Origin of the sequence: Duganella sp. 1411 (assembly GCF_017833525.1) — a bacterium.
Taxonomy (GTDB): Bacteria; Pseudomonadota; Gammaproteobacteria; order Burkholderiales; family Burkholderiaceae_D; genus Rugamonas.
Map to the genome: position 1 here is coordinate 363,427 of NZ_JAFICD010000001.1, position 18,323 is coordinate 381,749.

Annotated in this window: 15 protein-coding genes; 7 read left to right on the forward strand and 8 right to left on the reverse strand. The window is 68.5% G+C overall.

Annotation, left to right across the window (positions count from 1 at the left end; all coding sequences use genetic code 11):
* Positions 1-30: 30 nt before the first annotated feature.
* From JOD97_RS01450 to JOD97_RS01475, 6 genes are all read left to right on the forward strand, one after another.
* Entirely contained in the window at positions 31-1,257 is a 1,227-nt protein-coding gene (locus JOD97_RS01450) for a TIGR04063 family PEP-CTERM/XrtA system glycosyltransferase (protein ID WP_209717030.1), read from the forward strand.
* Positions 1,257-2,384 carry a glycosyltransferase family 4 protein gene (locus tag JOD97_RS01455; RefSeq protein ID WP_209717033.1) on the forward strand — a complete coding sequence of 376 codons (1,128 nt, stop codon included), beginning with the start codon at positions 1,257-1,259 and terminating at the stop codon, positions 2,382-2,384. The genes JOD97_RS01450 and JOD97_RS01455 overlap by 1 nt, the downstream gene beginning before the upstream one ends.
* On the forward strand, positions 2,381-3,811 hold the full coding sequence (locus tag JOD97_RS01460) for a phenylacetate--CoA ligase family protein (protein ID WP_209712849.1): 1,431 nt from the start codon (positions 2,381-2,383) through the stop codon (positions 3,809-3,811). The genes JOD97_RS01455 and JOD97_RS01460 overlap by 4 nt, the downstream gene beginning before the upstream one ends.
* On the forward strand, positions 3,808-5,109 hold the full coding sequence (locus JOD97_RS01465) for a putative O-glycosylation ligase, exosortase A system-associated (RefSeq protein ID WP_209712850.1): 1,302 nt from the start codon (positions 3,808-3,810) through the stop codon (positions 5,107-5,109). The genes JOD97_RS01460 and JOD97_RS01465 overlap by 4 nt, the downstream gene beginning before the upstream one ends.
* Positions 5,106-6,128, forward strand: a complete 1,023-nt coding sequence (locus JOD97_RS01470) for a polysaccharide deacetylase family protein (RefSeq protein ID WP_209712851.1) — start codon at positions 5,106-5,108, stop codon at positions 6,126-6,128. The genes JOD97_RS01465 and JOD97_RS01470 overlap by 4 nt, the downstream gene beginning before the upstream one ends.
* 281 nt (positions 6,129-6,409) lie before the next feature.
* Positions 6,410-7,102: a chemotaxis protein CheB gene (locus JOD97_RS01475; protein WP_209712852.1), complete on the forward strand. Its 693-nt coding sequence runs from the start codon at positions 6,410-6,412 to the stop codon at positions 7,100-7,102.
* A 10-nt stretch (positions 7,103-7,112) separates the two neighbouring features.
* Here the strand turns inward: JOD97_RS01475 and JOD97_RS01480 are convergent, their stop codons facing one another.
* From JOD97_RS01480 to JOD97_RS01490, 3 genes are all read right to left on the reverse strand, one after another.
* Complete coding sequence (locus JOD97_RS01480; RefSeq protein ID WP_209712853.1) at positions 7,113-8,201, reverse strand: nitroreductase family protein; 1,089 nt, start codon at positions 8,199-8,201, stop codon at positions 7,113-7,115.
* Between the two features lie 108 nt (positions 8,202-8,309).
* Complete coding sequence (gene pepA / locus JOD97_RS01485) at positions 8,310-9,101, reverse strand: flocculation-associated PEP-CTERM protein PepA (RefSeq protein ID WP_209712854.1); 792 nt, start codon at positions 9,099-9,101, stop codon at positions 8,310-8,312.
* A gap of 185 nt (positions 9,102-9,286) precedes the next feature.
* The gene (locus JOD97_RS01490; RefSeq protein WP_229264142.1) at positions 9,287-10,021 is read right to left on the reverse strand and encodes a GNAT family N-acetyltransferase; all 735 of its coding nucleotides are present in this window, start codon (positions 10,019-10,021) and stop codon (positions 9,287-9,289) included.
* A 257-nt stretch (positions 10,022-10,278) separates the two neighbouring features.
* Between JOD97_RS01490 and prsT the strand changes: the two genes are divergently transcribed.
* The gene (gene prsT / locus JOD97_RS01495; RefSeq protein WP_209712855.1) at positions 10,279-13,086 is read left to right on the forward strand and encodes an XrtA/PEP-CTERM system TPR-repeat protein PrsT; all 2,808 of its coding nucleotides are present in this window, start codon (positions 10,279-10,281) and stop codon (positions 13,084-13,086) included.
* Here the strand turns inward: prsT and JOD97_RS01500 are convergent.
* The 5 genes from JOD97_RS01500 to JOD97_RS01520 all read right to left on the reverse strand — a co-directional run bounded on the left by JOD97_RS01500 (position 13,073) and on the right by JOD97_RS01520 (position 18,150).
* On the reverse strand, positions 13,073-13,900 hold the full coding sequence (locus tag JOD97_RS01500; RefSeq protein WP_209712856.1) for an N-acetyltransferase: 828 nt from the start codon (positions 13,898-13,900) through the stop codon (positions 13,073-13,075). The genes prsT and JOD97_RS01500 overlap by 14 nt on opposite strands.
* 141 nt (positions 13,901-14,041) lie before the next feature.
* Positions 14,042-15,004, reverse strand: a complete 963-nt coding sequence (locus tag JOD97_RS01505; protein ID WP_209712857.1) for a glycosyltransferase family 2 protein — start codon at positions 15,002-15,004, stop codon at positions 14,042-14,044.
* A 10-nt stretch (positions 15,005-15,014) separates the two neighbouring features.
* Positions 15,015-15,776, reverse strand: coding sequence for a methyltransferase domain-containing protein (locus tag JOD97_RS01510; protein ID WP_209712858.1), 762 nt, complete (start codon positions 15,774-15,776; stop codon positions 15,015-15,017).
* On the reverse strand, positions 15,773-16,699 hold the full coding sequence (locus JOD97_RS01515) for a glycosyltransferase family A protein (RefSeq protein WP_209712859.1): 927 nt from the start codon (positions 16,697-16,699) through the stop codon (positions 15,773-15,775). Before JOD97_RS01515 ends, JOD97_RS01510 begins: the two co-directional genes overlap by 4 nt.
* Positions 16,696-18,150 carry a lipopolysaccharide biosynthesis protein gene (locus JOD97_RS01520; RefSeq protein ID WP_209712860.1) on the reverse strand — a complete coding sequence of 485 codons (1,455 nt, stop codon included), beginning with the start codon at positions 18,148-18,150 and terminating at the stop codon, positions 16,696-16,698. Before JOD97_RS01520 ends, JOD97_RS01515 begins: the two co-directional genes overlap by 4 nt.
* Positions 18,151-18,323: the final 173 nt, after the last annotated feature.

Consider the following 18,323-nt stretch of genomic DNA (forward strand, 5'->3'; position numbering starts at 1 on the left):
AGCGTCAGGGCCGGCGCCGTGGCGGCGCCGCTGCGCATACTTCATGTGTTGGACCATTCGATCCCGCTGCACAGCGGCTATACCTTCCGCACCCGCGCCATCCTGCGCCAGCAGCGCGTGCTGGGCTGGCAAACCTTCCAGATCACCGGCCCTAAGCAGGGCGCCAGCACGCAGGACAAGGAAAGCGTCGACGGCCTGGATTTCTACCGCACGCCGGCCGCGCGCGGCTTCAAGGCGCGCCTGCCGGCGCTGCGCCAGTTGGCGGTGATCGACGCGCTCGAGGCGCGCCTGCTGCAGGTGGCGCGCGAGGTGCGGCCCGACATCCTGCACGCGCATTCGCCGGCACTGAACGCCATCGCCGCGCTGCGCGTGGGCCGCCGCCTGGGCATCCCGGTGGTCTACGAGATCCGCGCGTTCTGGGAGGACGCCGCCGTCGACCACGGCTCCAGCAGCGACGGCGGCCTGCGCTACCGCGCCACGCGGGCGATGGAGACCTACGCGCTGCGCCGGGTCGACGCCGCCACCACCATCTGCGAAGGCCTGCGGGCCGATATCGCCGCGCGCGGCATCGCGCCGGGCAAGGTGACCGTCATCCCGAACGCCGTCAACATCGCCGACTTCAGTGTCGGCGGCGCGCGCGACGAGGCGCTGGCCGCGCAACTGGGGCTGGACGGCAAGGTGGTACTGGGCTTCATCGGCTCGTTTTACGCCTACGAAGGCTTGCACATCCTGCTGGAAGCGCTGCCCGGAATCATCGCCCGCCGTCCCGACATCCGGCTGCTGCTGGTCGGCGGCGGCGCCCAGGAGGCGGCCCTGCGCGCCCAGGCCGAGGCGCTGGGCGTGGCCGGCCACGTGGTGTTCACCGGCCGCGTGGCGCACGACCAGGTGCAGCGTTACTACGACCTGACCGACGTGCTGGTCTACCCGCGCGTGAAGATGCGCTTGACCGACCTGGTCACGCCGCTCAAGCCATTGGAGGCGATGGCGCAGGGGCGTTTGCTGGTCGCCTCCGACGTCGGCGGCCACCGCGAATTGATCGAAGACGGCCGCACCGGCGTGCTGTTCGCCGCCGGCGACCCGAAGGCGCTGGCCGACCAGGTGCTGGCGCTGCTGGCGGCGCCGCAGCGCTGGGAAGCGTTGCGCGCCAGCGGCCGGCGCTTTGTCGAACACGAACGCAATTGGGCCGCCAGCGTGGCGCGCTACGTCGCGGTCTACAACAGCGTTCATCCGGGCGTCGACGCGGAGCGGGCGGCGTGATGGAGGCGCCGGTGCACATCGCCTTGATCGGACCTTTGCCGCCGCCGCCCGGCGGCATGGCGAATCAAACGTTGCAATTGAACGAGCTGCTGCTGCGCGACGGCCACCGGGTCGAACTGGTGCAAATGAACGCGCCATACGCCCCGGCCTGGGCCGGCCGCATCCCGGTGCTGCGCGCCGGCGTGCGGCTGTTGCCTTACCTGTGGCGGCTGTGGCGCGTGAGCGGCCAGGTCCAGCTGCTGCACGTGATGGCCAATTCCGGCTGGTCCTGGCATTTGTTCGCGGCGCCGGCGATCTGGATCGCGCGGCTGCGCGGCTGCCCGGTGGTGGTCAACTACCGGGGCGGCGAGGCCGACGCGTTCCTGCAGCGCGCCGCCGACTGGGTCGGCCCCAGCTTGCGCCGCGCCGCCGCCCTGGTGGTGCCGTCCGGGTATCTGGAGGCGGTGTTCCGGCGCCACGGCTTCGATAGCATCGTGGTGCCGAATGTGATCAACCTGGAACGCTTCGGCGCCGCCGACGCCGCGCCGCCGGCAAGCAGGGCGCCGTCGGTGCTGGTGGCGCGGCACCTGGAACCGATCTACGACAACCAGACCGCGTTGCGGGCGTTCGCGCTGCTGGCGGCGCGCTATCCGGCGGCGCGGCTGGTGATCGCCGGCAGCGGACCGGAGGCGGGCATGTTGGCCGCGCTGGCCGAGCATCTGGGCATCGCCGAGGCGGTGCGCTTCACCGGCCGGGTCGACAACGCGGAAATGGCCGCGCTGTACCGCGAGGCCGACATCATGCTCAACCCCAGCCTGGTCGACAACATGCCCAACTCCGTGCTGGAGGCGCTGGCCGGCGGCGTGGCGGTGGTCAGCACCGATGTCGGCGGCGTGCCGTATTTGGTCGAACATGGCCGCACCGCCTTGCTGGTGCCGCCGCAAGACCCGCAGGCGATGGCGGACGCGATGTTGAAGCTGTTGGCGGAGCCGGAGCTGACGCGGCGGCTGCGCCAGGCCGGCCTGCAGCTAGCCGCGCAGTACACTTGGGCGCAGGTGCGTCCGCGCTTGTTGAAGGTTTATCACTCGGTTATCGACAACGCCGGCAGGGCGGGCAGCCCCGCCGCCGCCGGCAGGAGCGAAATATGACTACCATCTCAAACACCGGCGCGCCGGCTTCGACGCCGCTGCCGCCGCGCAGCTTGTACACGGCGGTCGTCTCCGGCCTGCTGTTTCCGTTGCAGGAGCAGATCAAGCGCCACTCCACGGTGCGGGTGCGCCGCCGCATGGACGATACCGAGTACTGGCCGCCGGAACGGCTGGAGCGCTTGCGGCTGGAACGCCTGCGCCGCCTGTTGCTGCGGGCGCAGACGCAGGTGCCGTACTACCGCGCGTTGTTCGCCGAAATCGGCTTCGACGCCCGGCGCGACGTCCGCTCGCTGGCCGGACTGGCGCGCCTGCCGCTGCTCGACAAGGCGCTGATACGCCGCCACAGCGCCGGTCTGCGCGCCGAAGACGCGGGCGAACTGGCGCGCTTCAATACCGGCGGATCGAGCGGCGAGCCGTTGATCTTCTATATTGGCAAGGAGCGCGTCAGCCACGACGTCGCCGCCAAATGGCGCGCCACGCGCTGGTGGGACGTCGACATCGGCGACCCGGAAATCGTGGTCTGGGGCTCGCCGATCGAACTGGGCGCGCAGGACCGCGCCCGCGCGGTGCGTGACCGCGTGATGCGCACCATGCTGCTGCCGGCGTTCGAGATGTCGGAGGCGAACCTGGACGCCTTTGTCGCCCGCATCCGCGCGCGGCGCCCGCGCATGTTGTTCGGCTATCCGTCGGCGCTGTCGCACATCGCCCGCCACGCCGAGTCGCGCGGCCAGCGCATGGACGACCTGGGCATCCGGGTCGCCTTCGTGACGTCGGAGCGGCTGTACGACGAGCAGCGCGCGCAGATCGCACGCACCTTCGGCTGCGCGGTGGCCAACGGCTACGGTGGCCGCGACGCCGGCTTCATCGCCCACCAGTGCCCGCACGGCGGCATGCATATCACCGCCGAGGACATCATCGTCGAAATCGTCGACGACGAGGGCCGGCCGCTGCCGCCCGGCGCCACCGGCGAGATCGTCGTCACCCACTTGGCCAGCGGCGATTTTCCGTTCATCCGCTACCGCACCGGCGACGTCGGCGCGCTGTCGACGCGCCAGTGCGGCTGCGGCCGCAGTCTCCCGATGCTCGAGGAAATCCAGGGGCGTAGCACCGATTTCCTGGTGGCGCAGGACGGCACCGTCATGCACGGCCTGGCGCTGGTGTACATCCTGCGCGACATCGAGGGCATGAAAGGCTTCAAGATCATCCAGGAATCGCTGCAATCGACGCGGGTGCAGGTGGTGATCGACGTGCCGCTCGACGATGCGTTGACCGGCCATATCACCCATGGCGTGCGGGCGCGGCTCGGCGCCGGGGTGGCCGTCGCCGTCGAACGGGTCGAGGCGATCGCGCCGGAGGCCTCCGGTAAATTCCGCTACGTCGTCAGCAAGGTCGACGCGGCGCGCCGTTACGGAGCCGCCGCGCCATGAGGGATTTGCTGGTCACGCTGCTGGTGTTCGGATCGCTGCCTTATATTTTCAAGCGGCCGTCGTTCGGGGTCGTCATGTGGATCTGGATCAGCGTCATGAATCCGCATTCGCAGGGCTGGGGGTTCGCCCGCACGTTCCCGTTCGCGGCGGTGATCGCGGCCACCATCGTCGCCGCGATGGTGCTGCACAAGGATAAATTCCGGCTGCCGGCGCACCCGGTCACCTGGGTGTTCCTGGGGTTCATGGGGTGGATGAGCGTGACGTCACTGTTCTCGATCCACGGCGTCGACGTGGTCACCACCCAGTGGATCAAGGTGTACAAGATCTTCGGCATGACGGCGGTGGTGATGATGTTGGTGCGCACGCGCCAGGAAATCGAGTGGCTGGTGTGGACGGTGGTGGTGTCGCTGGGGTTTTATGGCGTCAAGGGCGGTATTTTCACCTTGCGCAGCGGTGGCAACTTCCGCGTCTGGGGGCCGGAGGGCACGTTCATCGACGGGAACAACGAAGTGGCGCTGGCGCTGGTGGTGGTGATTCCGCTGATGTACTACCTGATCGGGAACATGCGCACCCGCTGGGCCAAGGGCGCGCTGCTGGCCGCCATCCTGCTGTGCGCGCTGGCCTCGCTGGGATCGTATTCGCGCGGCGCGGCGCTGGCGATCGGCGCGATGACCATCGTGCTGTGGCTCAAAAGCCAGAACAAGGCGCCGCTCGGCGTGCTGTTGGCGCTGGCCGTGCCGCTGCTGGTGCTGCTCATGCCGTCGCAATGGCATGAGCGCATCGATACCATCAACACCTATCAGGAAGACAGTTCGGCCATGGGGCGCATCAACGCCTGGCGCATGGCCTTCAACCTGGCCAACGACCGCCTGCTGGGCGGCGGCTTCGAGATCTACGACGGCCAGGTGTTCGCCCGTTACGCGCCGATTCCGCTCGACGTGCACGCGGCGCACAGCATCTATTTCCAGGTGCTGGGCGAGCATGGGTGGATCGGCCTGGCGCTGTATCTGGCGCTGGGGGTGATGGTGTGGCGCACCGGCGCGGCCATCGTGCGCCAGGCCGCCGGGGTGGCGGAGCTGCAATGGGCGCTGCGGCTGGCCACCATGCTGCAAGTGAGCCTGGTGGGCTTCGCGGTCGGCGGCGCGTTCCTCAGCCTGGCGTACTTCGACGTGCCATACCTGATCATGACCGCCATGGTGGCGACCAGGATGATCGTCGCGCGCCAGGCGACGCCGCAACGTCCGCTGGCGGCGCGCCGCGCGGATCTGCACGCCGACGCCGGCGTGGCGCCGACATGAGCGCCGGCGCCAACACCGCCGCCGACGCGCGGCCGGCGCCGCCGCGTGGCGGCTGGCCGGTGCGGCCGCTGCTGCGGTTGCTGTCCCCGGGCGGGCGGCGCGGCCTGAGCATCATGATCTACCACCGGGTGCTGGCCGCGCCCGACCCCTTGTTCCCGGGCGAGATAGACCGCGAGGCTTTCAGCCGTCATTTGGGCTTGCTGAAGTCGTCGTTCAACGTGCTGGCGTTGCAGGACGCGGTGCGGCTGGCGCGGGCGGGGCGCTTGCCGCCGCGCGCGGCCTGCATCACCTTCGACGATGGCTATGCCGACAACGCCGTCGAGGCGCTGCCGATCCTGCAGCGCTTCGGCCTGACGGCGACGTTCTTCGTCGCCACCGGCTTCCTCGACGGTGGCCGCATGTGGAACGATACCGTGATCGAGCTGGTACGGCGGGCGCCGGGTGCGTTGTTCGATGCGCGCACGGCGGGGCTGGGCCGGCTGCCGCTGGGCGACGTGGCGGCGCGGCGGGCCGCCATCGGCACGCTGATCGGCCATCTGAAGTATCTGCCGATGGAGGAGCGCCTGGCGCTGGTCGAGCGGCTGGCCGGGGAGGCCGATTACGCGCTGCCGCAAGATCTGATGATGAGCAGCGGCCAGGTGCGCCAGCTGCACGCGGCCGGCATGGGCGTGGGCGCGCACACGGTCAACCACCCGATCCTGGCGGCGATTCCGGCGCGCCAGGCGGGCGACGAGATCGCCGCCGGCAAGCAGCGCCTGGAGACCTTGCTGGGGGCGCCGGTGCCGCTGTTCGCCTACCCGAACGGCAAGCCGGATGTCGACTACCGCGCCGAACATGTCGGCATCGTGCGCGAACTGGGCTTCGAGGGCGCGGTGTCGACCGCGTGGGGCGGGCGCTGCGGCGACCTGTACCAGCTGCCGCGCTTCACGCCGTGGGACCTCGATGCGCCACGTTTCCAGCTGCGGCTGGCGCTGAACCTGGCGCGGCGCGCACAACGGGTGCCTTCGTCCGGCTCCTAGCGACAATTCAGCCTCCTGCAATACCTTTACTGGAGCAATCCATATAATTAATTATTATCTAGAGCGATTGACACATATTTTTTGCCATAGCATGAACGGAAAAACAAAAGTGCCGGACTGAATACCTTATCTCCTCCTGGCCGTCCTAAGCGGGCCACCGTACAGAAAAAAATCTCGTCCAGGCCCATACTGACGACTTAATGCACTTCTGAAAGTCTTTGGTATAATTTCCTTGAGTTTCGGCAATTTCCTTTGCCGGCGACCTGCGGCCAAGGAGGGCGATGATGGAACGGGTAGTGGTGGTCGGCGCCTCCTCGGGAGGTATTCCGGCACTGGAGGCGATCTGTGCGGAGTTGCCTTCGGACTTTTCCGCGCCCATGCTGATCGTCATGCACGTGCCGCCGCAAGGCAATGACCTGGTCGACGTCCTCGCCAAACGTTGCCGCCTGCCCGTGGCCCACGCCATCGACGGCCAGTACGCCGAAGCCGGCGCCATTCTCGTCGCCGCACCCGGCCTGAACCTGACCATCGTCAACGACGACGGCAAGGCCAAAGTCAGATTGACCGACGGCGGCAATCCCAACCTGATGCGTCCAGCCATCGATCCCTTGTTCCTGTCGGCCGCCCAAGCGTTCCAACATCGCGTGGTCGGCATCGTGCTGTCCGGTTTCCTCGACGATGGCACCGAAGGCTTGCGCGCGATCAAGGCGGCCGGCGGCGCCGCCATCGCCCAAGACCCGCTTGACGCGCTGTGCCCGGACATGCCGGCCAGCGCGATCCGTCAGGTGGCGGTCGACTCCATCCTGCGCGCCGACAGCATCGGCCCGGCCTTGTCCGCGCTGGTGGCCACGCCCGCGCGGCGCGCGCCGGCGCCGGCCACGGAAGCGCCGGGCCGGATGCCGCCACGTCAAGGTCACGGCATCGATCTGGGCGCCGCGCCTATCCTGGCGTCGTCGGCGCTGCCGAAGAAGTAGGCGGTAACAATCAGCCGGCGGCCGGCTCGGACGGCGCCGCGGCGATGGCCGACACCTGTTCCAGCGGCAGGCGGCGCGAGCGCACCGCCGGTTTGTTCGGATAACCCACCCGCAGCACCATATACAGCGTCGTGCCCGGCGGCAGCGCGGCCGCGCTGGCCCGCTCCAGCGCCTGCGCCTCGGCGCGCGACTCCTCGGGGACGGTGCCGTCGGCCAGCCGGAAGACCTGGTCCGGCACCACATAATAAGGTTGTACCGCCAGGCCCAACTGATTGAGCCGGGTCCACGCCCGCAGCAGCAACCGGCCGGCGTCGAGCGCGCCCTGGCGGCCGGCGGCACCGGTCACCAGCAGCAGGGCCGGGCCTTTGCGCACCAGATCGGCCTCGATGGAGGCGAACAGCTTGTACAGGCCGACGCGGTTGAGCATGGCCATCCGCGGCCAGCTGCGCGTGTACGACAGCATCGCCTTGGCGCCCGGCGGCAGGAAGAAGGTGGCGACGTCCAGGCCGTCCCCGCGCGCGGCCTCGGCCTCGGTCATCCTGAGGCTGGCGTCGAGCGCGATGTGCGCCAGGCGGTTACGAAAGCGCAACGACGAGCCATCGCGCACCAGCCCGGCCCAGCGCTGTACCGACGCCGGGTCGACCAGCAGGCGGCAGCGGGCCTCGCCCTGCGCCAACGCCGCCATGTCGGCCGCCGTCTCGTCGGGCAAGGCGCGGTCCGCATACGGCAGGCGGTTGGTGTGGCGCCCGAACAGCGGGTGGGTGCGCCAGCCGGCCGGCGGCGCGCCGGGGGCGGTGGCGTCGATGCGGCAGCGGAACACGCAGTGTTTGTCTTCGTCGGGCGGAAAGATGGCGATATCGTACAGTTGACAGCCGATCGCCTCGGCCATGCGCGTGACGTTCTCGATGACGCCGCCGAAAGTCAGCAGCGTCGCGGGACTGTCGATCCCGAACGCGCCCTCGTTGTCGCCGTGGCCGGCGAACATCAGGCGCAGCGCCGCGCCGTCCCAGCGAAAGCGCCATGGTTGCATATTGTCCGGCGAGGCCGCCCAGCGGGCCGCCTCCAGCAGGGGTTCAATGACTTGCTTGGTTACGCTCATCTTGAAGAGAGGTCTCCACGGTTGACTGTTGCGGGCCGGACCACCCGCCAGCTTCGGGGTGGCGGTGGTTCCCGTGGTACGCCGCCACGGGAGCCGCCGCCGGGCACATCAAGCTTGACGACGACGATTGACCGCATGCACGCCCAGCAGGGCCAGCGCCAGCAACGCCAGCGAGCCCGGTTCCGGCACGCGGTTGAAGTCGCTCACGCCGGCCGCGTTGATGGCGACCAGGCCGTTCGGCCCGAACACCGGGGCCTGGGTGGTGTTGTTGAAGGCATTGAACATCAGGTCGTAAAACGGCACCGGATCGACAAAGAACAATTTGCCCTGGGGCGTCAGGTTGAAGGTGGTGTTCGCGTTCAGCGCGGCGCCCAGCAAGCTGTTGAATGACGAGGTGCCTTGCACCAGGTCGCCGAAAGCGAGCGGGATGTCGTCGGCCGTGCCGTCGATGGACGATTCGTTGGCCAGCGTCGCCTGGTGGAACGTATTGGCGTTGCCCGGATCGGCGTACATGTTGAAGCTCAGTTCGGTCAGCGTGTTGATGCTGTTGGCCTGGTTGATGGTCCCGGTGGTCACCACGTCCTTCAGCGTGAAGGTCAGATAAATGCCGTAATTGAAATTCAGGCCGGTGATGTTCGCACCCAGGTTGGAGCCGTTCAGCACGAAGGTGCTGTAGCTGAGGTAACCGGCCGCCTCGTGGGTGTTGCCGATGGTGTGCAGCAGTTGCGACGCCGCGCCGTACATGGAGTCGACCGGGATCGGTCCGACCGGACCGCCCAGCCCCAGCGCCGACGGATCGATCGCGAAGACGGGCGACGCCTGCGCGGACGCCATGCCGAGGGCCAGTGCGATACCCGAAGCGATGAGCGACAGGCGCTTGCTAAAGTTTAAGTTTTTCATTGATGCTCCCCTTGTTGATATGCCTCGTTGTTGCGCGTAACCGAGAGATCCGGTCTAGTGTCACATAAGCATGATTCGGGCCAGCATTTCATTTCACAAATACTTTGTTTAAAATCAATTGGTTAGGCGGGTTGTCCGTTTGCGGAAAATCAAGACTGTAAAGAAAATCGACACTTCTTTCGCTGTCAGTTGATGTCGCGCAGACGGTTGACGATACCGGCCTCTTCGCGCTGCGAGAAGAACAGCGGATACAGCGAGCGCTCGCCGCCGGCCGCCTGCTTGCCCTTGCCGCCCCACAGCGCGGTCTGCTCGCTCATGTAGGCGAAGCTGACCCAAAGCAGGCAGGCGGGCGCGTCCACGCGCGGGTTGCTCTTCAGCTCGCCCAGCTGCTTGAAGCCCAGCATCTGTTGATAGAAGCGGCGGTGGCGCGGATTGACCTCGATGAACAGGTCGGAACAGCCGTGCACGTCGCGGCCGTACATGATGCCCAGATTGAACAGTGACGCCATCAGCGCCTGCGATTGCACGGTGGGATCGAAGGCGAGCTTGGTCAGTTCGCACACCTTGCAGCCGCGTGCGCGGAAGGCGTCGATCTCCTCCTTGAAGATCTGGTCGGCCAGGATGCCCATCGGCGAATCGAGTCCCAGCGTCAGCGTGCCGACCACTTCGCCCTTGTGGGTGGAGGTCAGCGTGACGCGGTTGGGGTCGTCCGACAGCGTGTGGGTGCCATAGCCGCGCCACGAATACATCTTGTTGATCAGCACGCTGGCCTTGTTGCGCCCCTCGGGGGTGTCGACCATGCGCAGGCCGAACACCTTTTCGTCGATCACCAGCTCCACCGCGTTGCTGGGTACGTCGTCGGCGATGTCGGTGAGGTCGTGGGACAGCACCGCGCCGCCATCGTTGTTAGGCGATGTCATCTGCTCCTCCTGGAAGTGGTGTGCTCCGTCGGGCGATACAGGCTGCTTTGCGGGGCATCCGTTGTAATATTGATCATCATAGGCGAAACTTTCGACATGGACAATACTGGCCGCGAGAAACCCGGTTCATGCGCGCTGCGGCGGGCCTGGTGTGAGCTTTTCCGCCACAGGCGATGTATTTATTTTAACTTTCCCCGCTGTTCGGGGGTATAGTTCTGATGCTGTCGTTTTTACATCGAATCGCGGAGGAGGCGGGCATGTCCATCTTTAGCAGAACAAATAGCCGCGGCGGCGCCGTCGCCGGCGCCTGCGTGCTGCTGGCCGCGCTGACGGCCTGCGCCAAGCAGCCCACCGCCGACGAGCTGATCGCCGAGGCGCGCCAGATGCAGGGCAAGCGCGACCTGCAGGGCGCCATCATCCAGCTGAAAAACGCGCTGCAACTCAATCCCGGCAACACCGCGGCGCGCCTGCTGCTGGCCGGCGTCTACAACGACGCCGGCGATCCGCTGTCGGCGGAAAAGGAGGCGCGCAAGGCCGTCACCCTGGGCCTGGACCAGGCGAAGGCGATGCCGGTGCTGGCCGAGGCCCTGCTGCGGCAGGGCAAGTACGCGGCCATGCTGAAGGAAACCGCGCCGGCCGAAGGCGCGCCGGCGCCGGAGATCCAGCTGCTCCGTGGCCGGGCCCATCTCGGCCTGGGCGACCTGCCGGCGGCGCGGCAACAATTCGACGAGGTGCTGCGGTCGCGGCCCAAGGATGTCGGCGCCACCACCGGCCTGGCCCAGGTGGCCGCGCTGGAGCGCGACATGGAGCGGGCCGACCTTTATGCGGCGCAAGCGGTCGCCGAGCATCCGGACGACATCAACGCCTGGATGGTCAAGGCCAACCTGGAGCGGGTGCAGGGGCGCACCGAGGCCGCCGAGAAGGCGTACGACGGCGCCCTCAAACTCAACCCCGCCGACGGCGACGCCCACTTGCAAAAGGCGTATCTGTACATCGACGCGCGCAAGTTCGACGCGGCCGCGAGCGAGCTGGCCCTGTACAAGAAAGTGGCCAACGGCAGCCTGTTGCTGCCCTATACCCAGGCGCTGCTGGCCTACCGGCAGGGCGACGCGGCCGCCGCGCTGGGACCGCTGCAGCAAGTGCTGAAGGTGGCGCCCGGGCACCTGCCGTCGCTGCTGCTGGCCGGCGCGGTGCAATTCAAACTGGGGGCGATCGCGCAGGCGGAGTTGCATCTCGCTAAATATCTGGACGGCGACCCGGGCAACCTGAGCGCCCGCAAACTGCTGGTCTCGACCTTGCTTCAGGCCAAGCGCCCGGCCGACGCGCAGGTGGTGCTGGCGCCGGCGTTGAAGGCGCCCGATCCCGACGCCTATGTGCTGGCGCTGGCCGCCGAGATCGCCACGCAGAGCGGCGAGTTCGCCCAGGCCAGCGCGTATTACGAGCGCGCCAGCGCACTGGCGCCGAAAATGGCGGCGTTGCGGACCTCGCTGGGCTTGAGCCTGCTCGGCGCGGGCGACCCGAAGCGCGCCCTGAGCGAGCTCGAACGCGCCACCGCGATCGACACCGGCTCCTTGCCCATCGGGCTGGCGCTGGTGCGCACCGCGCTCGGCCTGAAGCGCTACGACCAGGCGCTGGCCGGCGCGCGCAAGCTGGCGGCGGCGCATCCGGCCAACGCCGACGTCACCTTCCTGACCGGCGCGGCCGAAGTGGGCCTGCACCAGGCGGCGGCCGCGCGCGCCAGCTTCGAACAGGCGCAGCGCCTGCGCCCGCGCTACTATGAGCCGGTGGCCAGCCTGGCGCTGCTCGACGTGGCCGAAGGCAAACCGGACGCGGCGCGCGCGCGCCTGGTCGCCTATCTGGAGCAGGACAAAGGCAATATGGATGCCATGACCGTGCTGTCGGCGTTGGCCGGCCAGCGCGGCGACGCGGCCGAAGCCACCGCCTGGCTGGAGAAATCCCTGGCCGCCCATCCGGACGCGGTCTATCCGGCCTTGCGCCTGGCGACCAACCTGCTGGACCGCCGGCTGACCGACCGCGGCCTGACCTTGGCGCGCAAGACCAGCGCCGCCAACCCCGGCAACACCGACGCGCTCGACGTGCTGGGACAGGCCCAGCTTTCCGCCGGCAAACCGGTCGACGCGGTCGAGACGTATAGCCAGATGATCAAGCTGCTGCCGGCCTCGGCGCTGGCGCGCTACCACCTGGCCGGCGCGCAGGCGCAAGCGGGCAAGGACGCCGACGCCATGGCGTCGCTGAAAAAAACGCTACAGATCGAACCGGGCCACCTCGAGGCCAAGCTGGCGCTGGCCGGGCTGGCGGTGCGCTCCGGCGACGTGGCGCAGGCATTGACGCTGGCGCGCGAGCTGCAGCGGCAGCGGCCCAAGTCGCCCGCCGGCCTGCTGCTGGAAGGCGACCTGCTGGCCAAGCAGAACAAGCTGGCACCGGCCACCGCCGCCTACGAGCGGGCGCTGGCGCTCGCCCCGGACGCCGTGGTCAAGATCAAGCTGGCCTACGTGATGTCGACGGCGGGCAAGGGCGCCGAGGCCGAGCAACGGCTGGCGCGCTGGATCAAGGAGGCGCCGTCGGCGCCCGATACGGTGGGGCTGCGGCTGTACCTGGCGCAGCTGGGCATCGCCGGCGAGCGTTACGCGCAGGCGGCCGCGCAACTGGAGGCGGTGCTGGCGGCCGAGGGCAAGGCGGGCGCGCCGACGCCGGCCGTGATCGCCGAGGCGACCAACAACCTGGCCTATGTCTACCAGCAGCTCAAGGACCCGCGCGCCTTGCCCACCGCCGAAAAAGCGCTGGCGCTGGCGCCCGCCGACCCGGCCGTCATGGACACGGCCGGCTGGTTGCTGGTCGAGCGCGGCGACACCGGGCGCGGCGTGCCGCTGCTGCGCAAGGCGGCCGCGCTGGCGCCGTCGAGCGCGGTCCACTACCACCTGGCGCAGGGCCTGTTGCGCGCCGGCGACAAGCCGGGGGCGAAAAAGCTGCTGGAGGACCTGCTGGCCGGCGACGCCCATTTCCCCCAGGCCGACGGCGCCCGCTCGCTGCTCAAGCAGCTGTGAGCGCGCCGGCGCCGCCCGCGGCCCAGCGCTGGCCGTAGACGGCGCCCGGCGGCGTGTCGGACAGCGAGTTCACCAGCGACAGGATGCCGGCCTCGGTGCTGCGGCAGAAGAAATACGGGTACAGCGAGCGCCGCGCGTCGCGGCTGGCGGCCGCCGCGGTGCCGCCCATCCTGGCGATCTGCGCCCCCATGAAGTCCAGGCTGATGCGCAGCAGGTGGGCCGGCGCGTTGACGCGCGCGTTGTTGCGCATCTCGGCGGCCGGCTCGAAGCCCAGCATCTCCTCGTAAAAGCGCTTGTGGCGCGGATTGACCTCGATGAACATGTCGGTGCAGGCGTAGATCTTGACCGCGTACAGATAGATGATGTGCACCAGCGCGGCCAGCGCCAGCTTGGGGTGGGCCAGCGGGTCGATCGCCAGCTTGGTCACCTCGCACACCTTGGCGCCGGAGCGGCGGTAGGCGTCGATCACCTCCTTGAAGGTGGCGTCGGCCAGCATGCCGTGGGCCGAGTCGGCGCGCAGGGTGACCGTGCCCAGCAGCTGGCGCGGCTCGGCGGCGGTCAACGTCACGTGGTGCGGGTGCGCCTCGAGCGCGTGCTGGTCGCCATAGCCGCGCCAGCGGTACATCTTGTTGACCAGCATCGCGGCCGATTGCCGTCCCGCCTCGGTGTTGGCGAGGTGGATGCCGAAAGGGGTGAGCGGGCCGGTGGTGCTCCAGTCGGCCGGCAGTTTGGCCAGCACGTCGGGCACGATGGCGGGGCCATAGTACTCGGCGTTGGCGCAGGGTGGTCGGGGCGATCCCGCGATATTTTTCATCCGTGCTTCCCATCTTCCGCGCCGGACGTGAAATCGTTGTCCGGCAGATTTAACATATTGCCGCGCAACATAATAGCCGTGTTCGCTTCAACCAGCTTGCAAGCTGATAGCTATCGTGCGGGCAATTTCCATTGGGAATTTTTAACGCATCGTCCGTAGCAAGCCACGGACGACGTGCCTGAGCTTGAGATGCCGCACGGCAAACAGGCTGCCGTACAGTGCGCTGACCAGGCGCCAACCGGCGGCGTAGGCGGGGAACCCGTCCAGCGCGCAGGTATATAGATATTGACGAACCGCTTCGGCGGTTTCGGACTGCAAAGTTTGTTGCTGCTCTACATCGAACCGGGGGCCGCTGCGGCGCTCGACGCAGTGCAGCGCGCGCAGCGCGTATTCCATGTTGCGCCGGTTGTGCCGCATGCCCGACGCGTTGTCGGCATGCCAGCGGTATTGCGTAATTGCATTTGGAGTATATATGAAATCGCCGTCAAGCAACAAGCGGATGAAAAATTCGCGGTCCTCGCTGACCCGCAGCCCCTCGTCGAACAGGCCGGCGTGGCGCGCCGCCGAGCGCGCCATAAGCAGGCTCGATGGCTTGATGAAGTTGCCTTTGATCAGGCGCGGCAGCGCGGCGCGGTCGATCCGCAGGCAGTCCGAGCCGGGGATCGGCTGGCCGAAGCGGCGCGACGGGTTGTCCCAGAAATCGTCGTACAGGCGCGGCTGCACCACGCCGTCGACCAGCAGGCGGCCGGCGCCGTATGCCGCCAGCGCGTCCGGCGCGGCCGCCAGCGCGGCCCGCAGCGCGGCCATGTGGTCCGCCTCCCAGACGTCGTCGGCGTCGAGCAGGGCGATCCAGTCGCCGCCGCAGGCGCGGATACCGGCGTTGCGCGCCACCGGAATGCCGCCGTTGGGCTGCTCGAGCAGGCGGCCGTTGCAGGCCGGATTGGCGGCGAACCAGGCCCGCACCACGGCGCCGGTGTCGTCGCGCGAACCGTCGTCGACCACCAGCACTTCGTCCGGCAGCGCCGACTGGCGGGCCACGCTGTCGAGCGCCTCGACGATGTAGCCGGCGGCGTTGAACGCGGGGATCACCACGCTGAAGGTCATGGGCGCGCGGTCAGCCGGGGTTGCCGGGTTTCTGGTACAGCGCGACGTAGATCTGGCGCCGCAGGCCGCGCTCGCGGCGCATCAGCAGGTCGATCGCGCGCGCCAGCCACAGCATGCGGGGCGAGCCGCGCACGCGGCCGTAGGGATCGCCGACCGAGCCTTCCCAGGCGCGCGTGAAGCCGGCCTCTGCGAAGCACTTTTGCAGCTGCCACTGGCTCAGCGGCGTGATGTGGCCGTCGCGCGCGTAGTCGTCCTCGGCGAACCACTGGAACGACAGGTCGCGCATGAACATGGCGACCGAGGCGGCGGTGTCGAGGTTGGGCGTCGACAGCAGCAGGGTGCCGCCGGGCTTGAGCACCTGGAAGCACTGGCGCGCGAAGTGGCGCGGGTTTTCCAGGTGCTCGATGATCTCCAGCGCGCAGATGTGGTCCTCGCTGGCGGCGCGGCCATCGGAAAAATTCTGGTTCAGGTCGCAGGTGAAGAAGGGGATGGCGCCGTGCAGGCGGAAGTTCTCGCGCACGTAGTCGGTGGCGGTGACGCGGTAGCCGGCATCGGCCAGGCGCCGGCTCATGGCGCCGCTGCCGGCGGCCAGCTCCAGCACGCCGGCGCCTGGCGCGGCGTGGCGGCGGAACTGTTCGAAGGCGAATTCGTGCAGGCCGGGCAGCGCGTGGATCGGCAGCCCCTGGTAGGCCACGTGGCTCTTGTCGCTGGCGGCGGTGGCGCGGTAGTGGTCGACCAGCACGGTCGCCTTCAGGTCGGTGTCGGCGGTCATGATGTCCTCGGCAGGCGCAACGGTAGGCGCAGGAAGTGGCGGGTGTAGCTCAGGTATTGCAGGCCGCCGGGCTGGCGCAGGCTGCGCCAGTGCCACTCGAGCGCCTCGCGCCAGCGCCCGCGCCCGAGCGCGCGCACCGAGTGGTCGTGCTGGGCGCCGGACAGGTGGCGCCGGACCAGCCGCGCGATCGCCGGCGGCGGGTTGGCGGCCAGCATTTGCTGGTACAGCGACAGGTAGAACTCGAAGTAGGCGTCCGACTGCGACAGCGAGCCGCCGGTGACGTGCACGCGGAACGTCGGCTGCTCGAGGGTGACGATCGTCTTGCGGGCCAGGCCCAGCTTGAAGGCCAGCCAGGTCCACTCGGCGTACGGCTGGTAGTCGGCGAAATACTCGGGCCCGACGCTGTCGGCGCGGTACAGCGCGTTGCCGTTGGTGAGCCAGTTGGCCTCGAACAGCATCGCCAGCGGCTCGCGCTGCACCTGCGCCAGGTGGTGGTACAGCAGCGCGTCGACGCCCTCGAAGCGGCGGTAGGCGTTGGTCACCACCAGGTCGGCGTCGGGGCGCTCGCGCAGCGCGGCCAGCCGCAGGTCGGTGGCGCCGGGCAGGTACTCGTCGTCGTCGTCGACCATCGAAAAATACGGCGTGTCGACCATGCGCCGGCCTTCCCAGACGGCGTTGGGCGCCGACGGCATGTGGACATAGGCGTAGCGCACGTCGGGCTGGGCGCGCAGCCAGGCGCACACCCCCTCGTCGTAGCGGCGGCCGTTGACCACCACGATGATCTTCACCGGCAGCGCCGACGAGGCGCGGATCGAATCGAGGCAGCGGCCGATCTCCATGCGGCGCGACAGCTCGGCCGTGGTGGGCACGATCACGGTGACCTGCGCCGTCACCTGCGCGGCCGGGGAAGCGTGGGCCGTCATGCCGGCAGCACTTTCAGGCGGCGCAGGCAGAAGCGCTCGGCGCCTTGCGGGCGGGCGCTGACGAACCACAGCGCGAACACGGTGGCCACGTACACCAGCGCGCCGGCGCCGGAATCGGTCAGCAGCCGCAGCCACGGATTGACGCCGGCCAGGCGGGCGTCCAGCCACGCCACCGCCAGCGCCATGACGGCGACCCCGGCCACCGGGCGCCAGACGGTGCGCAGCACCTCGCCCCAGCCGAACTTGAGCAGCCGTTTGGTGGCGCTCATCTCCAGTATCACGTCGACCAGCTGCGCGGTCAGATACGCGTAGCCGGCGCCGACGATGCCGTAGCGGCGCATGAACAGGTACAGCGCCGGGAACAGGATCAGCAGGTAGCAGGTCTGCACGATGGCCACCTCGTGCGGCCGCCCCAGCGCCAGCCACACCGAGGCGTTGTTGGTCTGGGTGGCGGTGATGGCGCCGCTGACGGCGAGGATGGCGATCAGCGGCACCGCCTGCTGCCACTTGTCGCCCAGCATGGCCTGCACCAGCGGCTCGGCGACGCAGGCGATGCCGATGCCGACCGGCAGGATCAGCAGGGTGATCATGCCCAGCAGCCGGAAATACGAGGCCGAGATCAGCGCCGGCTCGGCCATCTTGGAAAAGCCGGGAAAGGTGACCCGGTTGATCGGCGCCACCAGTTCGGTCGACGGCAGGTTGGAGATCTCGTACGACACCGTGTAGACACCCAGGCCGGCGGCGCCGAAGTAGCGGCCGATGATGAAGGTGCAGCCGTCGTGGCGCAGGAAGCCGAGCGCGTTGTTGAGCAGCATCCATTTGGAGAAGTGGAACAGCTCGCGCATCGCGCCCAGGCCGAAGCGGGGCCGGTAGGCGTTCATGATGTAGCTCATCGCCACGGTGATGGCGCGCCCCAGGCACATGCCCAGCAACAGCGCCCAGTACGAGTGCAGCAGGTAGGCGGCGCCGATGGTGACGACGAAGGTGCCGAGGCGGCGCACCATGATGAAGTTGAACTCCTGGCGGAAGTCGAGCTCCTTGCGGAAGTTGACCACGCCGACGTTGCCGAACGCGTTGATCAGGTACATCAGCGACAGCACCCACATCACGCCGACCAGGCGCGGCTCGCCGTAGAAGCGGGCCGCCGGGTGCGCCAGCGCGACCAGCGCGGCGGCGCAAAACACGCCGAAGATCACGTTCAGCGTCCAGACGGTGTCGTAGTGGCGGCGCTCGGCGTTTTTCTTCTGGATCAGCGCCAGGTCGAAGCTGAACGCGCCGAGCACGTCGAGCAGGCCGCCGATGGCGGTGGCCATCGCCACCAGGCCGAAGTCGTCCGGCGCCAGCAGGCGCGCCAGCAGCAAGGTGCTGACCATGCCGATGCCGCGGTCGACCAGGCGCGCGGTGATCATCCACACGATGCCGGTGGCCATGCGTTCGTTAATGTGCGTCATGCGGCGCGGAACCCCGGTTGGAAATGGCGGCGGCAACGTTCTTGTGGCTACAATTCGTTGTCATTTTTGCTTATTAATAAGCTATTATCATGATTCTCGCGTAAGCATTTGAGCGAGTCAAGCCTGGCATGGAGACGACCACGACCGGTGGTCGCCCGTGCGGCGCCCCCAAT